Genomic DNA, 19,444 nt, shown 5'->3' on the forward strand with positions numbered 1-19,444 from the left:
AGCACGATGGAAAGAGCGCCCGGCCGTGAGTCGGGCGCTCTTTCGTGGCATGTGCCCGACTTTGGCCCCATGGTGGAGCGCCGTTCGTCGGGCCTCTGCGATACGGTCGCGACGCTTTGGCCGGTCCCGCCCACTGTCGTAAAAGAATTCTCCGTACTAGGGTGCGGCGGAGAAGGTTAGTTCCAGGCGGCGCGAGGGGAGAAGTGGCGTGAACAGGTGGAAGCGGTTGGCCCCGGTCACCGCCATGGTGGCCTCGGCCGCGATGGTGCTGACCGGCTGCGGGGGTTCCGGTGAGGACGCGGCCGACGACAGCAAGCTCACGGTCTGGATGATGGGCGAGGGCGGCGACGCGCAGAACGCCTTCCTCGACTCCGTCGAGACCGAGTTCCGCCAGAAGCACCCCGACACCGACGTGGTGGTGCAGTACATTCCCTGGCTCGAGGCGCCCAAGAAGTTCCAGGCCGCGCTCGCCGGGGGAGAGGGCCCGGACATCACCGAGCTGGGTAACACCGAGACTCAGGGCTGGGCCGCCCAGGAGGCGCTCGCCGACGTGAGTGGTCGGATGGGCGGCTGGGCCGACGGCAAGGATCTGCTGCCGGACCTGGTGCGCAACGCGCAGCTCGACGGCAAGCAGTACGGCGTGCCCTGGTACGCGGGCGTGCGCGCGATCTACTACCGCACCGACTGGTTCGCCGAGGCCGGCGTGCAGCCCCCGAAGACCTGGGACGACCTGGTCACCGTGGCCAAGGCGGTGCAGGCGAAGAAGAAGGGCACCTACGGCATCGCCCTGCCGGGCAACTCGGAGCTGCCGTTCTACTCCTTCCTGTGGGGTGCCGGCGGCGAGATCGCCAGCAACCAGGGCGGCACCTGGAAGTCCGGCTACACCACGCCGGAGGCGCAGCGGGCCGTCAAGTTCTGGACCGACCTGGTGACCGTGCACAAGGTCGCCCCGCCGGCGGCGGCGGGCTGGAACGAGATCGACGCGCGCACCCAGTTCGCCACCGGCAAGGCCGCGATGGCGTTCGCCGGCAGCTGGCAGCAGGGTGCCATCAAGAAGGACAACCCCGAGATCGAGAAGGTCTGGGGTACGTTCCCGATCCCCGGCCCGGACGGCAAGGCGGCACCCGGTTTCGCCGGTGGTTCGGACGTGGCGATCTGGAAGGACAGCGAGCGGCAGGACCTGGCCTGGGACTACCTGACCGTGCTGCTGAACAAGAAGAACGCGCAGAGCTTCGCGAGCAGCCTCGGCTTCTTCCCGGTCTACCAGGACCTCGTCGCCGGTGACACGTACGCCAACGACAAGGTGATGGCGGCGTTCGCCACCACCATGCAGAACACCAAGCTCACGCCGCTCACCCCGAAGTGGGTGGAGGTCAGCCGGACCAAGACGGTGACCCAGGCGATGAACAGCTCGGTCATGAAGGGTCAGAAGACGGTCGAGAAGGCTACCGCCGACGCGGCCGGTGAGATGGAAAGCATTCTCAACGCCAAGTGACCACGCTGACCGAGGCGCCAGAGGCGGCCGCCGCGCGGGAGACCCCCGCGCGGCGGCGTCGCCGGGTGGACCGCCTGCCCTACCTGCTGCTCCTGCCCGCACTACTGATCATCGGGGTGCTGCTGCTCTGGCCGCTCGGCCAGGTGGTGGTGATGTCCTTCTACCGGCTGAACTCCGTGCGGCAGCTGCGCGGCGATCGGGAGTGGCCGTGGGTGGGGCTCGGCAACTACGCCGACATCCTCTCCGATCCGTTCTTCCTGACCGTGCTGCGCAACACGGTCCTGTTCGCCGCGGCCAACGTGCTGCTCACGATGGTCCTCGGCACGCTTGTCGGGCTGCTGCTCAACCGGCTCGGCCGCAAGATGGCGACCTTCGTGGCCAGTTGCGTGATGCTCGCCTGGGCCACGCCGGCGCTGACCGGCACCATCGTCTGGAAGTGGATCTTCGACGACACGAGCGGCCTCGTCACGTGGTTGTTCAACGCGCTGCCCGACGGGCTCTCCAACAGCCTGTTCGGTCGGAGCGACTGGACCGGCTATGGCTGGTTCAACTCGCCGCTGCTCTTCTTCGCCATCCTCACCCTGGTGGTGGTCTGGCACTCGTTCCCGTTCATCGCGGTGAGCGTGCTGGCCGGTCTCAAGAGCGTGCCGAGCGAGCTGCACGAGGCGGCCCGGGTGGACGGCGCCAGCCCCTGGCGGGTCTTCTGGAAGATCACCTTCCCGCTGCTGCGCCCGGTCTTCGGGATCCTGATCGTGCTCTCCACCATCTGGGACTTCAAGGTTCTCACCCAGCAGTTCGTGCTGGCCGGCGGCACCCAGGACCGGCCGACGTTCATGCTCGCCATCTACTCGTACGCCGAAGCCTTCTCCCCGCCGCCGAAGTACGGACTCGGCGCGGCCATCGCGGTGATCCTCACGCTGATCCTGCTGGTGGTCACCGGCTTCTACGTACGGATGGTGCTCAGGCAGGAGGACGAGTCGTGAAGAAGGTCGCCCTCAACGCCGCCGGGCTGCTGGTCGCGCTCTTCGCGGCGTTCCCGGTCTACTGGATGATCTCCACCTCGCTGAAGCCGAGCAACGAGATCTTCTCGGCCACCCCGCAGCCGGTGCCGACCCACCCGACGCTGGCGCACTACCGGGAGATCCTGACCGGCAACCTGATCCCCGGCGTGAGCTTCCTCGACTTCTTCCTCAACAGCGCGCTGGTCGCCGTCTCCACGGTGGTGCTCAGCGGCCTGGTCGCGTTGCTCGCCGCGACCGCGGTGGCGCGGTTCCGCTTCAAGCTGCGGACCAGCTTCCTGATCATGCTGCTGGTGGTGCAGATGATCCCGCTGGAGGCGCTGGTCATCCCGCTGTTCCTGATGATCCAACGGTTGGGGCTCTACAACACCCTGCCCAGCCTGATCCTCACGTACCTCGGTTTCTCGCTGCCGTTCGCGGTCTGGATGCTGCGCGGCTTCGTCGCCGCGGTGCCCAAGGAGTTGGAGGAGGCGGCGGCCATCGACGGCGCCAGCCGGGCCCAGATCTTCCGCCGGGTCCTCTTTCCGCTTGTCGCGCCCGGCCTGGTGGCCACCAGCATCTTCTCCTTCATCACGGCGTGGAACGAGCTGATCTTCGCGTTGACGTTCATCAACGACCAGGGCAGCTACACGCTGCCGGTGGCGATGACGTTCTTCTTCGGCCGGGACGACACCAACTGGGGGCCGGTGATGGCCGCGTCCACCCTGTTCACCCTGCCGGTCATCATCTTCTTCCTGCTGGTGCAGCGCCGGATGGTCTCCGGTCTGGTGGCCGGAGCCGTCAAGGGCTGACCTAGGCTGACCGTCATGACGGGCAGGGTGGCAGCGGTGAACATCGGCGTGGTGACCGAGGCGGAGTGGGCCGGTGACGCGAGCGGCCGCAGCGGCATCGACAAGCGGCCGGTGGATGGCCCGGTGACGCTGCTCACCGAGGGCGTGGCCGGTGACTTCATCGGCGAGCGGGCTCACCACGGCGGGCCGGAGAAGGCCGTCTACGCGTACGCCGAGGAGGACGCCGCGTGGTGGGCGGCCGAGATCGGCCGGTCCATCCGTCCGGGCGGCTTCGGTGAGAATCTGACCACCTACGCGGTCGATGTGACAGGCGCGGTCGTCGGCGAGCAGTGGGCCGTCGGCACGGCGGTGCTCCAGGTGACGGTGCCACGCACCCCGTGCACAACGTTCGCCGGTTTCTGGGGGGTGCCCGACCTGATCCGGCGCTTCACCGTCCGCGCCACGCCGGGGGCGTACCTGCGGGTGCTGCGCGAGGGCGAGGTGGGCGCCGGCGACCCGATCGAGGTGGTGGAGCGGCCCGCGCACGGGGTGACCATCGGCGAGGTGTTCCGGGCGATCACCCTGGAGCCGGAGTTGCTGCCCCGGCTGCTCGACGCGACGGACCTGCCGGAGAAGCTCCGGGACAACGTCCAGCGCCGCCTCGCCTCCCGGCGCTGACCACGGGCCGCACGGCCCCCACGCTCCGGTCCGGGCCGCGACGGCCCCACGCCCTGGTCCGGGCCGCGATGCCTCCGCGCCCCGATCCGGGCCGCGGCGGACGGCGGGCAGGCCACCGGTTTCGGTCCCGAAGACCCGGATGACGGGGCCGACCGCCTGCGGTTGCCCGTATCGTCCCCATCGGGGGTGTGCGGCGGGGGGCCGGGTGGTGCGCGATGTCGATGGCAACGGACGGCGGTGCCGCCGCGGCGGCACCAACCGACCCGAGCCTGCGGCGTCCGGCGTTCCTGGAGCTCTTCTTCGACCTCGTGTACGTCTTCGCCCTGACCACTCTGGCGACCATGCTGGCCGAGGACCTGACCTGGACCGGCATCGCCGAGACGCTGGTGCTCCTGCTCGCGTTCACGATGATCTGGGCGTTGACCGTGTGGACGGCCGACACCATCGACCTGACCCGCCCGTCCGGGCAGGTGCATCTCATCGGGGTGGCGGCGGCCAGCCTGCTGTTGGCCGCGGCCGCGGCCGACGCGTACGGCGATCACGCACTGCTCTTCGCGATCACCTACCTGGTCATTCCCCTCAGCACCACCGCCTACTACGTCGTTGTCGTCTCGGGCCGGACCGTGCCGCGTTCGACCGTCCGGATCCAGACCTGGAAGTCCATCGCCGGTGTCGGCTGGATCGCCGGGGCGCTCGTCGGCGGTTCGGCCCAGTTGCCGATCTGGGCGTTCGTGATCGTTGTCGAGTACGCCGCGGGCGCTCTCGGTTGGCCGCTGCCCCGCATCGGTCGCTCACAACCGCTGGACTGGCGGCTGGTCGACGCGCGGGTGGCCGAGCGCTACCGGCAGTTCGTCATCATCGCGCTCGGTGTGTCGATCTTCGTGACCGGAACGACCTTCAGCATGGGCGAGTACACGTTGGAGCGCGCCTGGGCGCTGCTCGTGGTGTTCGGCACCGTGGTGTTGATGTGGCGGATCTACATCTACCGTGCCGGTGAGCTGCTGACCGACGCGATCGCCCGGTCGACCAACCCGGCGCTGCTCACCCAGTCCGCCGCGGTCACCCATCTGATCATGGTGGCGGGAATCTCCGGTGCGGCGGTCACCAGTCACCTCGTGGTGGGCCGCCCGCTGGGCGAGACTCCACAGTCGTGGGCCGCGGTCATCCTCGGCGGCCCCGCGTTGTTCCTGCTCGGCCGGGGCGTACTCGACTTCACCGTGTTCGGGCGGATCTCGCGGTCCCGACTGGCCGGTGTGGTGCTGCTGGCGGGTCTGGCGCCGGCCACGCCCCTGCTGCCGCCGGTCGTGGTCGCGCTGCTCGCCACGACCGTGCTGGCCCTGATCGCCGTGGCGAACCTGGTCAGCACCCGGCGACACGCCCGTACGCCGGCACCGCCGATGCTGCGCTGAGACCCCTCATCGTGCCGGCGCGGTGGCCTCGACCGGTTCGCGACGTGCCGCCAGCCCCTCCCCGACCAGGGTGAGCAGCAGGACCAGGTTCGCCACCACCAGGACGGTCAGCGGCGGCAGTGGGATCATGGAGGGCGCCGCCAGGGCGCCCAGCAGCACGATCGCCAGCACGGCGATCGCCAGCACCCGGGACCAGAGGATCCGGGCGGTCACCACGGCATCGAACAGCACGCTGCCGAGCAGGAACAGGACCGGTCCGCCGAGGATGGCCACCATCAGCTCCACCGACGTGCGACCGAACGGCCGGGTGATGACCAGCGAGGTGCCTGTCGAGACGACCACCACCCCGGCGACCATCACCAGATGGGTGTACGAGGTGGAGGTGCCGGAGCGGACCCGCTCCACCGTCGCGACGCCCGGTGGGGCCAGGATCCGCCGGATCCGCTGGAAGTAGAGCTGGAACAGCAGGACCGCGCTGACGAACGCGACCGCGCAGGTGGTCACCTCACCGGCGGTGAACCCGCTGCCGGCCAGCCCCCTTCCGGTGCTCAGGATCAACTCGCCGAGCGCGACGATGAAGATCGCCCGGTGCCGCTCGGAGAGGTGCAACCCGGTGAAGATCTGGCTGGCCAACTCGGTACGCCCCAGCCTCGGCGTCGGCCAGCCGATCCGCGCCGAACCGAGGTCGACCGCCACGGCGAGCGACCAGAGCACCAGGCGGGCCGTCTCGTCCACGAACACCCCGGCCACCCAGGGCGTCACCGTGACGCCGAACCAGAAGAAGACCCGGATGCTCCGCGCCTGGATGGGCCGGTTCACCCGGGTGCCGGGGATCAGGACGGCGTCACGGACCAGGCGGATGCCGAAGTACGCGGCGACGAACAGCCACCCGTACCGGCCGAAGGCGTGCGGTGTCGCGATCGCCATCAGCAGGGTGCCGAGCATGACCAGCAGGACTGTCGCCTGGATGATCGGCAGTCGGGGGTCGAACAGGTCGGTGAGCCACGCCGTGAGCACCCAGACCCACCAGGCGGCGAGCAGGAGGACCGCGGTCTGCGCCGCGCCCCGAACGGTGAGGTTCTCGGCCAGGCTGGTGGCGAGCCGGGACAGCATGAAGATGTAGACCAGGTCGAAGAAGAGTTCCAGGAAGGTCGGATATTCCGGCTCGCCGCGGCGGCGGAGGATCCGGGGGAGCGGAGCGGACGTCACTGCGGCTGCCCTCCTGTGCCACCCCGCACCCCGGGCGAGAGCCCCCCGACCCTGCGTACCCGTCAGGCTACCGACAGTGCGGCGTCGGGTGGCCCGGAAGTGGATACGCGGCGGCCCCCCGCCAGCGTTGGCGGGGGGCCGGTGGTCGCGCGGGTGATCAGCGGAGCCAGGGGATGTTTCGGTCGAGCAGGCCGCGCTCCTTGAGCTCCCTGCGCAGCGGGATCTCGTCGTCGACGTACCCGTCCCAGTTGATGCCCCAGTAGTTGGCGGTGTGGGTGCCCTCGCCGATCAGCTGGCGCTGCACCGGGGTGCGGTTGCGGTACCACTCGCCGTTCACGTCGGGGTGCAGCTCGTCCAGCGGACGGATCCACCGGTAGGTGTAGCCGACGAAGAGCATCTTGCGGGTGATCGTCGACAGGTTCGTCGAGCGCGAGTGCCACTGCCGCCGGTCGAAGATGAAGGCGTCGCCCGGGTTGGCGGTGATCTCCACCGTGCCCTCCGGGTCCGGGTTCTGCACGGTGAGGTCCGCCGGCCGGGGCAGCGAGTTCTTCAGGTGGCTGCCCGGGATGACCTTGGTGGCGCCGCGGCCGGTCTCGGAGAGGTCGGACAGCACGTACGCGACCTTCAGCGAGAACATCGGGCGGGGCAGGTTCGGGTCCATCGTCTCCGGGTCGGAGTTCTGCCGGTACCCGTCCTGGTGCCAACCCCAGTACGGCTTCTCCGGCTCGGCGGCCGGCGGGGTGACGTCCAGGTGGTTGTGGTGGGTGTAGATGTTCCAGCCGGCCAGCCCCCACATGTACGGGAAGGCGATCGGGTGGGTGAGCAGCTCACCGAAGAGCTCGTCGCGCTCCAGGAAGCCCAGCAGGTGCAGGGTGCCGTCCTTCTTGGTGGTGCCCTTGGCCTGCTCCTCCGCGTAGACGCGGTCGACCGCCGCCTCCAGCGCCGCCCGGTGGTCCTCCGTCAGGACGTTTCGCAGCAGGAGGAAGCCCTGCTCGTGGAACTCCTTGCGGTCAGTGTCGCTGATCGGTTCGTAGCCGGTCCGGTCGCCGTAATCGAACACCGCGTCGTACCCCTCCCCATGAGGTGAAACCTTTTCTGGCACAGGCCGCCGATCGTAACGCGCTGGCCAATGCATCGGGGAGGGCGTGTTGCGCGAGTGGCCCGGGAGGGAACCCCGCGCAGCGGGAAGGCTGCGTACGGTGAGATCTTCGTGATCAATAGGGGGTCTTGCGGGTTTTTGTCCGATTGTGCGGTCACTGCCGGTTAAGAGATCCGGCCCGATCACCCCTCGTCGAACACCTCGGCCACGACCTGTCCGCCGGAGTTCTGCTGGCCGGTCACCCGACCCCAGGTGCCGTCCCGGGCGGTCCACTCCAACTCGCCGAAGCGGACGCGCTTCACCCCGTGGTCCTGTGCGTGCGAGACCAGCCAGTGCGCGTACCGCCAGCCGTCGCGCGGATCACCCGCGGTCACCGTCAGCCCGGTCGGGTCGTTCGGGTCGACACCCTTGAGGCCCCAGTCCAGCACGAGGTTGCGGGTGAGCTGCGCGGCCGCCGCCGCCCCGTGCATCACCGGGGTACGCCCCACCGTGCAGGCGACCGCGCCGGTGGCGTCGCCCATCAGTGCCCGGCTGAGCACCTCGGAGTCGTCGGCCCATTTCTGGTAGGCCTCGGGGAAGGCCGAGCGCTGCACCCGCTGGGCGGCGTCGGTGACGCGCATCTTCTCCCAGCCGCGCACCTTCTTGAGTGCCGCGTAGAACCGGTTGGCCGCGTAACGCGGGTCGCGGATCTGCGCCGAGGTGCCCCAGCCCTGACTCGGCCGCTGTTGGAACAGGCCGACCGAGTCGCGGTCGCCGTCGGCGAGGTTGCGCAGCCCGGACTCCTGGTACGCGGTGGCCAGCGCGACCACCACGGCCCGCTCGGGCATGCCGCGCTTTGCGCCGATCGCCGCGATGGTGGCCGCGTTGGCCATCTGGTCGGCGTCCAGGGCCACCCGGCCGTCGGCCTGCACGGTGCACTTGCGTGCCGCCAACGGCAGCCGCAGACCGCCCCCGACCTGCCGGACGACGAGCCAGATCGCGATCACGGCGACGAGGATGAGGACCACTCCACCCGCAACGGCTGCCCGAGTTCGCACCCACACCCCTTAGATCGACAAGTCTGCCAAGCGTACGTCCCCGTCGCGCCCAACGGGCCGTCCAGGCCGGCTCGGCGGCTCCGTCCCGGTTCGGGGTCGGCTCCGCCGGCGCGTTCCGATCGAGGCATTCCCGCTCCGGCCCCGCTCTCACCTGCCCGTATGGCTCTCGCGCACACCCTGACTCAACGACAATCCGAGAGGTCTGGTGCCGGTTGTCGTTGCCCAGGTGATCGGCGTCCGCCGGCCTGTCGTGCGTGTCACCGCCTCGGCCGGGCGGGGAAGTGGTTGACCGGTCAAGGAGTTACTACGGTTGACATGTCAATCGCTGACCCGCCCGGTACGCGAAAGCCGACCGAGTTGGGTCACGGAGCAAGGAGGAGTTCCATGGGAACGCTCGACGGCAAGGTTGTGCTCATCACCGGCACCGGCGGCGGTCTGGGACGCGTCGCCGCGCAGATCTTCGCCCGCGAAGGCGCGAAGGTCGTCGGGGCCGACATCCAGGTCGCCGGCAACGACGAGACCGTCGAACTCGTCCGCGCCGCCGGCGGTGAGATGACCGGCATCGCGCCTGTCGACCTCACCGATCCGGACCAGGTGCGCACGTTCGTCGAGGACGCCGCCGCGGCCTACGGCGGTCTCGACGTGGTCTACAACAACGCGGCCGCGCTCCGCTTCGGCCCGATGCCGGACTTCTCCGTCGAGGACTGGCGGTACACCATCACCGGTGAACTGGACATTCCGTACTTCGTGTCGAAGTTCGCCTGGCCGCACCTGGTCCAGCGCGGCGGTGGCGTCATCATCAACGCCGCCTCCATGGCCGGCCTGATCGCCGGTCACGTGCCCCCGATGGTGGGTCACACCGCCGCCAACGCCGGCGTCATTGGCCTGACGCGTCAGCTCGCGCTCGAAGGCGCGCCGCACGGGATCCGCGCGGTGGCGGTCAGCCCGGGGCCGATCATCAGCCCCGCAAGCGAGCGCGACCTGGGTGACAACCAGGCGGCTCGGGACGCGATCACCGGCAAGACGCTGCTCAAGCGGTTCGCCCAACCCGAGGAGGTCGCCGAACTGGTGGTGTTCCTCGCCTCCGACCGGGCGTCGTACATCACCGGGGCGAACTACCCGGTCGACGGCGGCGCGACCGCCTGGTGACCCGACCGGATGGCCCGGGGCCGCCACCGCACGCAGGCGGCGTCCCCGGCACCCCCGGTCCTACCCGGCATGATGGCCGGCACCCCCGTCCACAGCGGCCACCCATCGAGCTAGTCTTTTTTCTCGGAAGGCCGTGACCCCCTCGCGTCCCTCGTCGGACAGGAAGTACCCGGTCGACAGGGCGGACAGCCGGGCCAGGTCGGCACGCAGTTCGGCGGTGCCCGGCCGGCGCAGCAGCTCCTTCGCGCCGGCCAACGCACCGGGCGCGCCGCGCACCAGCGAGTCGCAGTAGCGCCGCACCGCGTCGTCCAGCCCGTCCGCCGGGACCGAGGCCGTGACCAGGCCGATCTCGGCGGCCCGTCGGCCGTCGAAGGTGTCGCCGGTCAGGTACAGCTCGGCGGCGGCGCGCGGGTGCAGCCGGGGCAGCACGGTCGCCGAGATCACCGCCGGGATCACCCCGATCCGTACCTCGGTGAACGCGAACGTCGCCTCGTCGGCGCAGACCGCCAGGTCGGCGGCGGCGATCAGGCCCAGCCCGCCGGCCCGCGCCGGCCCGCCCACCCTGGCCAGCACCGGCTTCGGGCACGCCCAGAGCGCCGCGAGCACGTCACCCAGCATGCCGGCCGGCACGGTCCCGCTGGTGTACGCCGCGGCCGTCTCCTTCAGATCCGCCCCCGAGCAGAAGACCGGGCCGGTGTGGTCGAGCACGATCACCCGAACCGCCTCGTCGGCGACCGCGTCCGCCAGCCCGGCCAGCAGCTGGTTCATCAGGCCGGTGGAGAGCGCGTTGCGGTTGTGCGGGCTGTCCAGGGTGAGGGTGGTCACCCCACGGGCCGTGGCGACCCGCACGAGGACGTCGGGAGAGGTCATGCCGGGCACACTAGTGGCCATGCCCGGCCTCCTTCCAGATGGTGAGACCGTCCCCGTCGACGGATCGCTGCCCGCCACCGCCACCGCTGCGGTCGGCGCGCGCGGCTTCGGCGTGTACGTGCACGTGCCGTTCTGTGCCAGCCGCTGCGGCTACTGCGACTTCAACACCTACACGGCGGCCGAGCTGGGCGGCGGTGCCAGCCGCGAGGGGTACGCCGACACCGTGCTGGCCGAGCTGACGCTCGCCGCCCGGGTGCTCGGTGACACCCCGCCGCCCCGGGTCGACACCGTCTTCGTCGGCGGTGGCACACCCACCCTGCTCCCCGCCGACGACCTGGCCCGCATCCTCGACGGCATCGACCGCACCTGGGGGCTGGCCGCCGACGCCGAGGTGACCACCGAGGCCAACCCCGAGTCGGTCACCCCGGAGTCGTTGAAGCTGCTGCGGGCCGCCGGCTACACCCGGATCTCGCTGGGCATGCAGTCCGCCTCCCCGGGGGTGCTGGCGATCCTGGACCGCAAACACAGCGCCGGCCGGGCCACCGCCGCCGCCCTGGAGGCGCGCGACGCCGGATTCGAGCACGTCAACCTGGACCTGATCTACGGCACCCCGGGGGAGCGGCCCGAGGACTTCGCCGCCTCGCTGGAGCAGGTCGTGGCCGCCGGGGTGGACCACGTCAGCGCGTACGCCCTGATCGTCGAGGACGGCACCCGACTCGCCGCCCGGATGCGGCGCGGCGAGCTGGCGTACCCCAGTGACGACGTGGCCGCGGACCGCTACCTGGCCGCGGAGGCCGCCCTCGACGCGGCCGGGCTCTCCTGGTACGAGGTCTCCAACTGGGCCCGCAGCGACGACGCCCGGTGCCGGCACAACCTGCTGTACTGGACCGGCGCGGACTGGTGGGGCCTGGGGCCGGGGGCGCACAGCCACGTCGGCGGGGTGCGCTGGTGGAACGTCAAACACCCCTCGGCGTACGCCAGGCGGTTGGCCGCGGGCGAGTCTCCCGGCCTGGCCCGGGAGGTGCTCACGGCCGACGAGACGCACATGGAGGACGTGATGCTGCGGCTGCGGCTCGCCAGCGGCCTGCCGCTGGCGGTGCTCGACGCGGCCGGCCGGGCCGGCGCCGAGCGGGCCCTGGCCGAGGGCCTGCTGGCCGCCGACGAGTACGCGGCCGGCCGGGCGGTGCTCACCCTGCGTGGGCGGTTGCTCGCCGACGCGGTCGTGCGTGACCTGCTGCCCTGAAGCGGGCCCGCCGCCCCGGGCCGAGCAGCGGTGCACCGGGGTGCGGCGGCAGTGCACCGGACCGGCCGGGGGAGCGGCCGGCCCGGGTCACTTGATGATGTTGGCCGAGAGCGGGTAGCGGTAGAGCTGACCCTCGTTGGCCTTGACGCCGGCGATGATGCCGAACACGGCACCGAGGATGATGGCCGCCCCGACGCCGAGGAAGCCGATCACGATGCAGGACAGCACCCAGCCGACCAGGCCGACGATCGACCAGATGAGCTGGAAGTTGAGCGCCGCCACGGCGTGCGCCCGGGCCGTCGGAGACTGGTTGCCGCGGGCCAGCAGCGCCACCAGCGGGCCGATCCAGCCGAGCACACCCCCGCTGATGATCATGCCGGCCGCGCCGCCGAAGTGCGCGACGAGCGCCCAGGTCTTGTCCTCGTTGTTGGCGTAGCCGCCGCTGGGGCCGCCGCCGGTCGGATATCCGCCAGCGGGGTAGCCGCCGGGCGGATAGCCTCCGGGCGGCGGATAGCCACCCGCCGGAGGGTAGCCACCTGACGGCGGTTGGTCACCGGTGGGTGGCGGATAGCCACCGGCCGGGGGATAGTCGCCCGGGCCAGACGCCCCGGACAGTGGTGCGGTGGGTGGCTCGGCCGAGGGGTACGAACTCGGCTCCGGCGGATAGTTGCCGGGGTCACCCGCGCCGGGAGGGCGAGGAGGTTCAGTCATGGGTGTCACGGTAGGTGCCCGTGGCAACGCAGCACCAGAGGGGCCACCGTTGATCATCGCGCCGGTGGGTACGCCGAAGTAGACTGGCACTCGTTACAGTCGAGTGCCAGGGCGGCTCGACCGGCCCCACGGCGCCGGCGGCCGACGTGCGACAGGAGGTGCGGAGGATGGGTCTCGACGACCGGAAACTCGCCGTGCTCCGCGCGATCGTCGAGGACTACGTCTCCACCCAGGAGCCGGTCGGCAGCAAGGCGCTTGTCGAGCGGCACCAGCTCGGGGTGTCCCCGGCCACGGTCCGCAACGACATGGCCGTGCTGGAGGAGGAGGGCTACATCCGGCAGCCGCACACGAGTGCCGGCCGGGTGCCCACCGACCGCGGCTACCGGCTCTTCGTCGACCGGTTGTCCCGGGTCAAGCCACTCAGCCCGGCCGAGCGGCGGGCCATCGAGCGTTTCCTGGTCGGCGCGGTCGACCTCGACGACGTGGTGCACCGCACGGTGCGACTGCTCGCCCAGCTGACCCGGCAGGTGGCCGTCGTGCAGTACCCGAGCCTGGCCCGCTCCTCGGTTCGGCACCTGGAGTTGGTGCCGATCTCCACCACCCGGCTGATGCTCGTCATGATCGCGGACACCGGGCGGGTCGAGCAGCGGCTGGTGGAGCTGCCCGGGCCGGTGCCGGCCGACGACGTCATGGACCTGCGCCGGCTGGTCAACGAAAAGCTCGCCGGCGCGCGGCTGTCCGACACGCCACCGTTGGTGCAGGCGCTTGTCGAGGAGGCGCCGGCCGGGCTGCGTCCGACCATGACCACACTCGCCACCGTCCTGCTGGAGACGCTCGTCGAGCGGCACGAGGAACGCATCGCGCTGGCCGGCACCGCCAACCTCACCCGGGGCGGTCTGCTCGACTTCCAGGGTTCCCTGCGCCCGATCCTCGAGGCGTTGGAGGAGGAGGTCGTGCTGCTCAAGCTCATCGGCGAGACCGAGCCGAGCACGACCCGTGTGCTGATCGGCGACGAGAACGAGTTCGACAACCTGCGGGCCGCCTCCGTGGTCAGCACCGGCTACGGCCCGGGCACCACCATCCTGGGTGGCCTGGGGGTGCTGGGGCCGACGCGGATGGACTACCCCGGCAACATCGCCACGGTCCGCGCCGTGGCACGCTACGTGGGCGAGTTGCTGGCCCAGAACTGATTGGTCAGGGCCGATGCGGCCGGCTGCGGCCGCCGACCGGCACAACGCGAGACGAACATGAGGACACGGAACGCAGTGGCCAGGGACTACTACGGCATTCTCGGTGTGAGCCGGGAAGCCTCCGATGACGAGATCAAGCGCGCCTACCGCAAGCTGGCGCGCCAGTTCCACCCGGACGTCAATCCGGACCCGGAGGCTCAGGAGAAGTTCAAGGACATCAACGCCGCGTACGAGGTCCTCTCGGACGACCGGAAGCGGCAGATCGTCGACCTGGGTGGCGACCCGCTCGCCCCGGGTGGCGGTGGTGCCGGCGGTCCGGGCGGTCCGGGTGGTGCCGGCGGCCCGTTCGTCGGTTTCCAGGACATCATGGACGCGTTCTTCGGTGGCGCGGCCGGTGGTGCCCGGGGCCCGCGACCACGGACCCGCCCGGGTGCCGACGCGATCCTGCGACTCGAACTGGACCTGCACGAGACGGCGTTCGGCGTCGAGGCGCCGATCACCGTCGACACCGCGGTGCTCTGCACCACCTGCTCCGGTGCCGGCACGGCCGCCGGCACGCACCTGGCGACCTGCGAGGCGTGCGGTGGCCGCGGTGAGGTGCAGTCGGTGCAGCGCACCTTCCTCGGCCAGGTGGTCTCGGCCCGGCCGTGCACCGTCTGCCAGGGTTACGGCACCACCATCCCGCACCCCTGCCCCACCTGCGCCGGTGACGGCCGGGTGCGCACCCGCCGTTCGCTGACCGTCAAGATCCCGGCCGGCGTCGAGGACGGCATGCGGATCCGGCTGGCCCAGCAGGGCGAGGTCGGTCCGGGTGGCGGCACCGCCGGTGACCTCTACGTGGAGATCCACGAGCGGCCACACGACGTGTACTCCCGCAAGGGCGACGACCTGCACTGCCGCGTCACGGTCCCGATGACGGCGGCGGCGCTCGGCACCCGGCTGACCATCAAGACCCTGGACAGCGAGGAGACGGTCGACGTCAAGGCCGGCACCCAGCCGGCCAGCACGCTGCGACTGCGCGCCCGGGGCGTGCCGCACCTGCGCGGCACCGGCCGAGGTGACCTCTACGTGCACCTGGACGTGCGCACGCCGACCAAGCTCGACCCCGACCAGGAGAAGATGCTGCGCGACTTCGCCAAGACCCGTGGCGAGGAGGTCGCCGAGTTATCCAAGCAGGGCGGCTTCTTCTCCCGGATGCGCGACGCGTTCAACGGGCACGCCTGAGGTGTCCGCGCCGCTGTTCCTGGTCGAGACGCTGCCCATCGGCGACGCGCTGACCCTGGACGGCCCGGAGGGGCACCACGCCGCCACCGTGCAACGGCTGCGCGTCGGCGAGGAGTTGCTGCTCGCCGACGGCCGGGGTGGCACGGCCGCCGCCGTGGTCACCGCCGTCGGCCGGGGCAGCCTGGAGGTCACCATCACCTCCCGGGGGTACGCGGACGCGCCAGTACCCCGGATCGTCACCGTGCAGGGCATCGCCAAGGGCGACCGGGGCGAGCTGGCCGTGCAGGCGATGACCGAGGTCGGGGTGGACGAGATCGTGCCCTGGGCGGCGTCGCGCTCGGTGACCCAGTGGCGCGGCGACCGGGGCGTACGCGCCCGGGAGAAGTGGGTGGCCACCGCTCGGGAGGCCGCCAAGCAGGCCCGCCGCCCGTGGCTGCCGGTGGTGGCCGGCGCGCCGGACGAGTCCACCGCCACCGTCGCCCGCCGCATCGCCGGCGCTGCCGCCGGGTTCGTGCTGCACGAGGAGGCCGAGGAGCGGCTGACCACCGCCGAACTGCCCGCCGCCGGTGAGATCGTCCTGGTGGTCGGCCCGGAGGGCGGCATCGCCCCGGCGGAGCTGACCGCGTTCCGCGACGCCGGCGGCCAACCGGTGCGGCTCGGGCCGTCAGTGCTGCGCACCTCGACGGCCGGGGTGGCGGCGCTCAGCGTCCTGGCGACCCGCCTCGGCCGCTGGTGATCGACCGGCGGCTCGCTCAGGGGCGGGGAAAGACCGGCACGACCTCCTCCTCCGGCGTCAGGTCCAGCCCGGCCGGGCCGATGATCTGCGGATCCGGTGTGCCGACCACCTCCGGATCCTTGCCGGCGTAGTCGAAGCGGTGCAGCACGTGCCGCATCGCCTCGATGCGGGCCCGCTTCTTGTCGTTGCTCTTCACGACGGTCCACGGCGCGTCGGCCGTGTCGGTCCAGAAGAACTTCGCCTCCTTCGCCTCCGTGTACTCGTCCCAGCGGTCCAGTGAGGCGATGTCCATCGGGGACAGCTTCCACTGGCGAACCGGGTCCACCTGGCGGATCGCGAAGCGGGTGCGCTGCTCGTTCTGCGACACCGAGAACCAGAACTTGACCAGCCGGATGCCGGAGCGCACCAGCATCCGTTCCAACTCCGGGGCCTGCCGCAGGAACTCCAGGTACTCCTTGCGGGAGCAGAAGCCCATCACCCGCTCGACGCCGGCCCGGTTGTACCACGACCGGTCGAACAGCACGATCTCACCGGCCGCCGGCAGGTGGGCCAGCCACCGCTGGAAGTACCACTGGCCGGCTTCCCGCTCGTCCGGCTTGGCCAGCGCCACCACCGACGCGCCACGCGGGTTGAGGTGCTCCATGAAGCGTTTGATGGTGCCGCCCTTGCCGGCCGCGTCCCGACCCTCGAAGAGGATCACCAGCCGCTCGCCCGACTCCTTGATCCAGTCCTGGAGTTTCAGCAACTCGATCTGGAGTAGCCGCTTGTCCCGGTCGTACTCGTCGCGGTCCATCCGTTCGTCGTACGGGTAGTCCTCCCGCCAGGTCTCCACGGGGGTGCCGTCCGGCCGGAGCAGGACGGGATCGTCGTCGTGGCCATCGGCCACCCGGTAGTCGGCGGTCAGGTCCAGCAGTGCGGAGTCGGTCATGTCGGTGAGACTTACCCTCCTCGTGCCGCAACCCACCCCCCTGGCCGGGTGATGTGGGCGGCTGTTCCGCCGTCAGCTGCGCAGGTAGGAGGCGCCGTTGAGGTCGACGATGGTGCCGGAGGCCCACTCGGCCTGCGGCGAGGCCAGCCAGTGCACGGCGGCGGCGATCTCCTCCGGCTGGGCCACCCGGTCGAACGGGCTCTGCGCCCGGATGGCCGCGCCGCTCTCGCCGCGCAGGTGCTCGGTGGTCATGTCGGTCGCCACGAAACCCGGCGCGACCGTGGCGACCGTGATGCCGTACGGCGCGAGCGCCACCGCCAGGGACTGGCCCAGCGCGTTCAGTCCCGCCTTGCTGGCGCCGTACGCCGGCTGGTCCGGCTCGCCGCGGAACGCGCCCCGGGACGAGACGTTGACGATCCGACCGCCACGCTCGCGCATGTGCTGGGCGGCGCACCAGGTGACGTTGCCGGCGCCGGTCAGGTTGGTCTCCAGCACCTGCCGCCAGCGCTGCTGCCACTGCTCGTAGGAGGCGCCGAAGATCGGGTGCGGGTCGTCCCGGTCGCCGTACGTGCCGGCGTTGTTGACCAGCACGTCCAGCCCGCCGAGCAGCTCGGCGGCCCGGTCGACCATGGCCCGGACCGCGTCCGGGTCGGTGAGATCGGCGCGGACCACCACGTGCCCGGCACCGGGCAGCAGCGCGCGCAGTTCCTCGGCCGCGTCGGTGGAGTCGCGGTGGTGGATCGCCACCCGGTCGCCGCCGGCCGCGAAGGCTGTCGCCACCGCGCGGCCGATCCCGCGCGAGGCCCCGGTCACGAGTACCGCTCGATCCGTCATGGCGGCCATCCTGCCCGGCCGCCGCTAGTCTCTCTACACTGCCCCGATGGGATCCGACTGCCTGTTCTGCCGCATCGTCGCCGGGGAGATCCCGGCCACCGTGGTCCGCGAGACCGAGACCACGCTCGCCTTCCGTGACATCGACCCGAAGGCGCCGGTGCACGTCCTGGTCATTCCGAAGGAGCACTACGCCGACGTCGCCACCCTCGCCCAGGGTGACCCGGCGCTGGCCGCGGACGTGCTGGCGACGTCCGCCGCGGTGGCCGAGGACGAGGGCCTGCTCGGCGACGGTTTCCGGCTGATGTTCAACACCGGCGCGTACGGCGGGCAGGAGGTGTTCCACGTGCACGCGCACCTGCTCGGTGGCGCACCGCTCGGCCCGATGCTCGCCCGGAACCTGGCGTGACGGCCGTCCCCGACGTGCACGAGCGACTGGGTCGGCTGGTCCGCAGGGTGCAGGCCGACGCCCGGGTGCCGGCGGTGTCGGCGGCGCTGCACCGGGCCGACCGGCCGCTGTGGAGCTGCACCGTCGGCGCGACCGGCACCGACACCCCGTTGGGGTCGGGCACCCAGTTCCGCATCGGCTCGGTCACCAAGACCTTCACCGCGGTGCTGGTCCTCCAGTGCCGCGACGACGGGCTGCTGGACCTGGACGACCCGGTCGGCCGGCACCTGGACCTTCCGGCACACGGCGAGCTGACCGTCCGCCGGTTGTTGTCGCACACCGCCGGCCTGCAACGCGAGCCGTTCGGTGACGTCTGGGACAGCCTGCGCGCGCCGGACGCCGACCAGCTGGTGGCCGAGCTGGACCGGGCCGAGCGGGTGCTGCCGACCGGCCGTCGGTTCCACTACTCCAACCTGGGCATGGCCGTACTCGGCCAACTCGTCGCCCGGCTCCGGGGCGGAAGCTGGGCGCGGTCGCTCACCGATCGGATCCTGACCCCGCTGGGGCTGACCGATACGACGGTGACCCCTCGGCCCACGGCGGCCACCGGGTTCCTGGTCGACGCGTACTCCGACGAGGCGCACCCGGAACCGCCCACCGACTTCGGCGCGGTCGGCCCGGCCGCCCAGCTCTGGAGCACCGCTACCGACATGGCCCGCTGGGCGGCGTTCCTCGCCGACCCGGCCGCACTGGACCCGGCCGGCGCGGTCCTCGCCGCCACCACGCTCGACGAGATGCGCTGGCCGCTGACCACCACCGACGAGACGCTCTGGGGCGCGGGCTTCGGGCTCGGCCTGATCCTCGTCCCGCAGGGGGAACGGGTGGTGCACGTGGGGCACGACGGGGCGATGCCCGGTTTCCTCGCCGGGGTGTACGGCCGGCGGGGCGGCGACGGCACGGCCGGCGCGATGGGTGCCGCGGTGCTCGGCTCGTCCGGCACGGCGGCCGAGCTGTTCGACCTGCCGCACCGACTGCTCGCCGCGGCGGTCGAGCACGACCCGGCCGAGGTCGAGCCCTGGCGGCCCGGCGCGCCGGCTCCGGCCGACCTGCGGGGAGCGCTCGGCCGCTGGTGGGGCGAGGGCTTCGAGTACGTCTTCTCCTGGCACGACGGCGCCCTGCGGGCGCGCGGGGCCGCCGATCCGGCCGGACGTCCGCCGGCGATCTTCACCCCGCTGCCGGACCAGCCGGACGTGTTCCGCACGGTCTCCGGCCGGGAGGTCGGTGAGCTGCTGCGGCTGACCCGCGACGAGGCCGGCGCGGTGGTCCGGATGCACTGGGCGACGTACCGGTTCACCCGTCACCAGGAGACCTTCGACAGGTACGACTTCCGGGCCGGGCGTTGATCGCGGCCAGCGGAAATGGGCGCGGTGCGGCCCGGGTTGAACGGATACGATGGGT

General features: G+C 71.4%; 19 protein-coding genes. 12 read left to right on the plus strand and 7 right to left on the minus strand.

The window, feature by feature from the left end; all coding sequences use genetic code 11:
* The first annotated feature begins 208 nt into the window (after positions 1 to 208).
* The 5 genes from AB0B57_RS29750 to AB0B57_RS29770 all read left to right on the plus strand — a co-directional run bounded on the left by AB0B57_RS29750 (position 209) and on the right by AB0B57_RS29770 (position 5,371).
* Positions 209 to 1,495 carry a sugar ABC transporter substrate-binding protein gene (locus tag AB0B57_RS29750; RefSeq protein ID WP_357077070.1) on the plus strand — a complete coding sequence of 429 codons (1,287 nt, stop codon included), beginning with the start codon at positions 209 to 211 and terminating at the stop codon, positions 1,493 to 1,495.
* A complete protein-coding gene (locus tag AB0B57_RS29755; protein ID WP_357077073.1) occupies positions 1,492 to 2,478 on the plus strand; it encodes a sugar ABC transporter permease in 987 nt (328 codons plus the stop codon). Before AB0B57_RS29750 ends, AB0B57_RS29755 begins: the two co-directional genes overlap by 4 nt.
* The gene (locus tag AB0B57_RS29760; protein ID WP_357077076.1) at positions 2,475 to 3,305 is read left to right on the plus strand and encodes a carbohydrate ABC transporter permease; all 831 of its coding nucleotides are present in this window, start codon (positions 2,475 to 2,477) and stop codon (positions 3,303 to 3,305) included. The genes AB0B57_RS29755 and AB0B57_RS29760 overlap by 4 nt, the downstream gene beginning before the upstream one ends.
* Before the next feature lie 15 nt (positions 3,306 to 3,320).
* Positions 3,321 to 3,962 carry an MOSC domain-containing protein gene (locus tag AB0B57_RS29765; RefSeq protein WP_357077079.1) on the plus strand — a complete coding sequence of 214 codons (642 nt, stop codon included), beginning with the start codon at positions 3,321 to 3,323 and terminating at the stop codon, positions 3,960 to 3,962.
* Positions 3,963 to 4,177: 215 nt separating this feature from the next.
* Positions 4,178 to 5,371 carry a low temperature requirement protein A gene (locus AB0B57_RS29770; protein WP_357077082.1) on the plus strand — a complete coding sequence of 398 codons (1,194 nt, stop codon included), beginning with the start codon at positions 4,178 to 4,180 and terminating at the stop codon, positions 5,369 to 5,371.
* 6 nt (positions 5,372 to 5,377) lie between these two features.
* On the opposite strand, the gene AB0B57_RS29775 is transcribed toward AB0B57_RS29770, so the two are convergent.
* The 3 genes from AB0B57_RS29775 to AB0B57_RS29785 form a co-directional block, all read right to left on the minus strand.
* Positions 5,378 to 6,580 (minus strand): low temperature requirement protein A, encoded by a 1,203-nt coding sequence (locus AB0B57_RS29775; protein ID WP_357077085.1) that lies wholly within the window; start codon positions 6,578 to 6,580, stop codon positions 5,378 to 5,380.
* Positions 6,581 to 6,737: 157 nt separating this feature from the next.
* On the minus strand, positions 6,738 to 7,640 hold the full coding sequence (locus AB0B57_RS29780; RefSeq protein WP_357077088.1) for a phytanoyl-CoA dioxygenase family protein: 903 nt from the start codon (positions 7,638 to 7,640) through the stop codon (positions 6,738 to 6,740).
* A gap of 221 nt (positions 7,641 to 7,861) precedes the next feature.
* On the minus strand, positions 7,862 to 8,722 hold the full coding sequence (locus AB0B57_RS29785; protein WP_357077091.1) for a hypothetical protein: 861 nt from the start codon (positions 8,720 to 8,722) through the stop codon (positions 7,862 to 7,864).
* Positions 8,723 to 9,100: 378 nt separating this feature from the next.
* Between AB0B57_RS29785 and AB0B57_RS29790 the strand changes: the two genes are divergently transcribed.
* Complete coding sequence (locus AB0B57_RS29790) at positions 9,101 to 9,865, plus strand: SDR family NAD(P)-dependent oxidoreductase (protein WP_357077094.1); 765 nt, start codon at positions 9,101 to 9,103, stop codon at positions 9,863 to 9,865.
* Positions 9,866 to 9,925: 60 nt separating this feature from the next.
* Here AB0B57_RS29790 and AB0B57_RS29795 read toward each other — a convergent pair whose 3' ends face one another.
* Complete coding sequence (locus AB0B57_RS29795) at positions 9,926 to 10,735, minus strand: enoyl-CoA hydratase-related protein (protein ID WP_357077097.1); 810 nt, start codon at positions 10,733 to 10,735, stop codon at positions 9,926 to 9,928.
* A 19-nt stretch (positions 10,736 to 10,754) separates the two neighbouring features.
* Between AB0B57_RS29795 and hemW the strand changes: the two genes are divergently transcribed.
* Entirely contained in the window at positions 10,755 to 11,978 is a 1,224-nt protein-coding gene (gene hemW, locus AB0B57_RS29800; RefSeq protein WP_357077213.1) for a radical SAM family heme chaperone HemW, read from the plus strand.
* 87 nt (positions 11,979 to 12,065) lie between these two features.
* Here hemW and AB0B57_RS29805 read toward each other — a convergent pair whose 3' ends face one another.
* A complete protein-coding gene (locus AB0B57_RS29805; RefSeq protein WP_357077216.1) occupies positions 12,066 to 12,746 on the minus strand; it encodes a DUF4870 domain-containing protein in 681 nt (226 codons plus the stop codon).
* Between the two features lie 110 nt (positions 12,747 to 12,856).
* Here AB0B57_RS29805 and hrcA point away from each other — a divergent pair, with 110 nt between their 5' ends.
* From hrcA to AB0B57_RS29820, 3 genes are all read left to right on the plus strand, one after another.
* Positions 12,857 to 13,879, plus strand: a complete 1,023-nt coding sequence (gene hrcA, locus AB0B57_RS29810) for a heat-inducible transcriptional repressor HrcA (protein WP_357077100.1) — start codon at positions 12,857 to 12,859, stop codon at positions 13,877 to 13,879.
* Between the two features lie 75 nt (positions 13,880 to 13,954).
* Positions 13,955 to 15,103, plus strand: coding sequence for a molecular chaperone DnaJ (gene dnaJ, locus AB0B57_RS29815; RefSeq protein ID WP_357077219.1), 1,149 nt, complete (start codon positions 13,955 to 13,957; stop codon positions 15,101 to 15,103).
* A gap of 1 nt (position 15,104) precedes the next feature.
* Complete coding sequence (locus AB0B57_RS29820; protein ID WP_357077102.1) at positions 15,105 to 15,839, plus strand: 16S rRNA (uracil(1498)-N(3))-methyltransferase; 735 nt, start codon at positions 15,105 to 15,107, stop codon at positions 15,837 to 15,839.
* A 16-nt stretch (positions 15,840 to 15,855) separates the two neighbouring features.
* Here AB0B57_RS29820 and ppk2 read toward each other — a convergent pair whose 3' ends face one another.
* Together ppk2 and AB0B57_RS29830 are read right to left on the minus strand one after the other, a co-directional pair.
* Positions 15,856 to 16,767: a polyphosphate kinase 2 gene (ppk2, locus tag AB0B57_RS29825; RefSeq protein WP_357077105.1), complete on the minus strand. Its 912-nt coding sequence runs from the start codon at positions 16,765 to 16,767 to the stop codon at positions 15,856 to 15,858.
* Positions 16,768 to 16,839: 72 nt separating this feature from the next.
* Entirely contained in the window at positions 16,840 to 17,601 is a 762-nt protein-coding gene (locus AB0B57_RS29830) for an SDR family oxidoreductase (protein ID WP_357077108.1), read from the minus strand.
* Positions 17,602 to 17,647: 46 nt separating this feature from the next.
* On the opposite strand from AB0B57_RS29830, the gene AB0B57_RS29835 reads away from it, so the two are divergent.
* Positions 17,648 to 18,007, plus strand: a complete 360-nt coding sequence (locus AB0B57_RS29835; protein ID WP_238678505.1) for a histidine triad nucleotide-binding protein — start codon at positions 17,648 to 17,650, stop codon at positions 18,005 to 18,007.
* Entirely contained in the window at positions 18,004 to 19,389 is a 1,386-nt protein-coding gene (locus AB0B57_RS29840; protein ID WP_357077112.1) for a serine hydrolase domain-containing protein, read from the plus strand. The genes AB0B57_RS29835 and AB0B57_RS29840 overlap by 4 nt, the downstream gene beginning before the upstream one ends.
* Positions 19,390 to 19,444: the final 55 nt, after the last annotated feature.

The sequence above is a fragment of the Micromonospora sp. NPDC049101 genome (assembly GCF_040648675.1).
Taxonomy (GTDB): Bacteria; Actinomycetota; Actinomycetes; order Mycobacteriales; family Micromonosporaceae; genus Micromonospora.

Excerpts from the sequence above, each read along its gene's own strand:
- AB0B57_RS29830 (WP_357077108.1), bottom strand. The coding sequence starts at position 17,601 with ATGACGGATCGAGCGGTACTCGTGACCGGGGCCTCGCGCGGGATCGGC.
- ppk2 (WP_357077105.1), bottom strand. The coding sequence starts at position 16,767 with ATGACCGACTCCGCACTGCTGGACCTGACCGCCGACTACCGGGTGGCC.
- AB0B57_RS29790 (WP_357077094.1), top strand. The coding sequence starts at position 9,101 with ATGGGAACGCTCGACGGCAAGGTTGTGCTCATCACCGGCACCGGCGGC.
- AB0B57_RS29795 (WP_357077097.1), bottom strand. The coding sequence starts at position 10,735 with ATGACCTCTCCCGACGTCCTCGTGCGGGTCGCCACGGCCCGTGGGGTG.
- hrcA (WP_357077100.1), top strand. The coding sequence starts at position 12,857 with ATGGGTCTCGACGACCGGAAACTCGCCGTGCTCCGCGCGATCGTCGAG.
- AB0B57_RS29765 (WP_357077079.1), top strand. The coding sequence starts at position 3,321 with ATGACGGGCAGGGTGGCAGCGGTGAACATCGGCGTGGTGACCGAGGCG.
- AB0B57_RS29835 (WP_238678505.1), top strand. The coding sequence starts at position 17,648 with ATGGGATCCGACTGCCTGTTCTGCCGCATCGTCGCCGGGGAGATCCCG.
- AB0B57_RS29805 (WP_357077216.1), bottom strand. The coding sequence starts at position 12,746 with ATGATCAACGGTGGCCCCTCTGGTGCTGCGTTGCCACGGGCACCTACC.
- AB0B57_RS29770 (WP_357077082.1), top strand. The coding sequence starts at position 4,178 with ATGTCGATGGCAACGGACGGCGGTGCCGCCGCGGCGGCACCAACCGAC.
- hemW (WP_357077213.1), top strand. The coding sequence starts at position 10,755 with ATGCCCGGCCTCCTTCCAGATGGTGAGACCGTCCCCGTCGACGGATCG.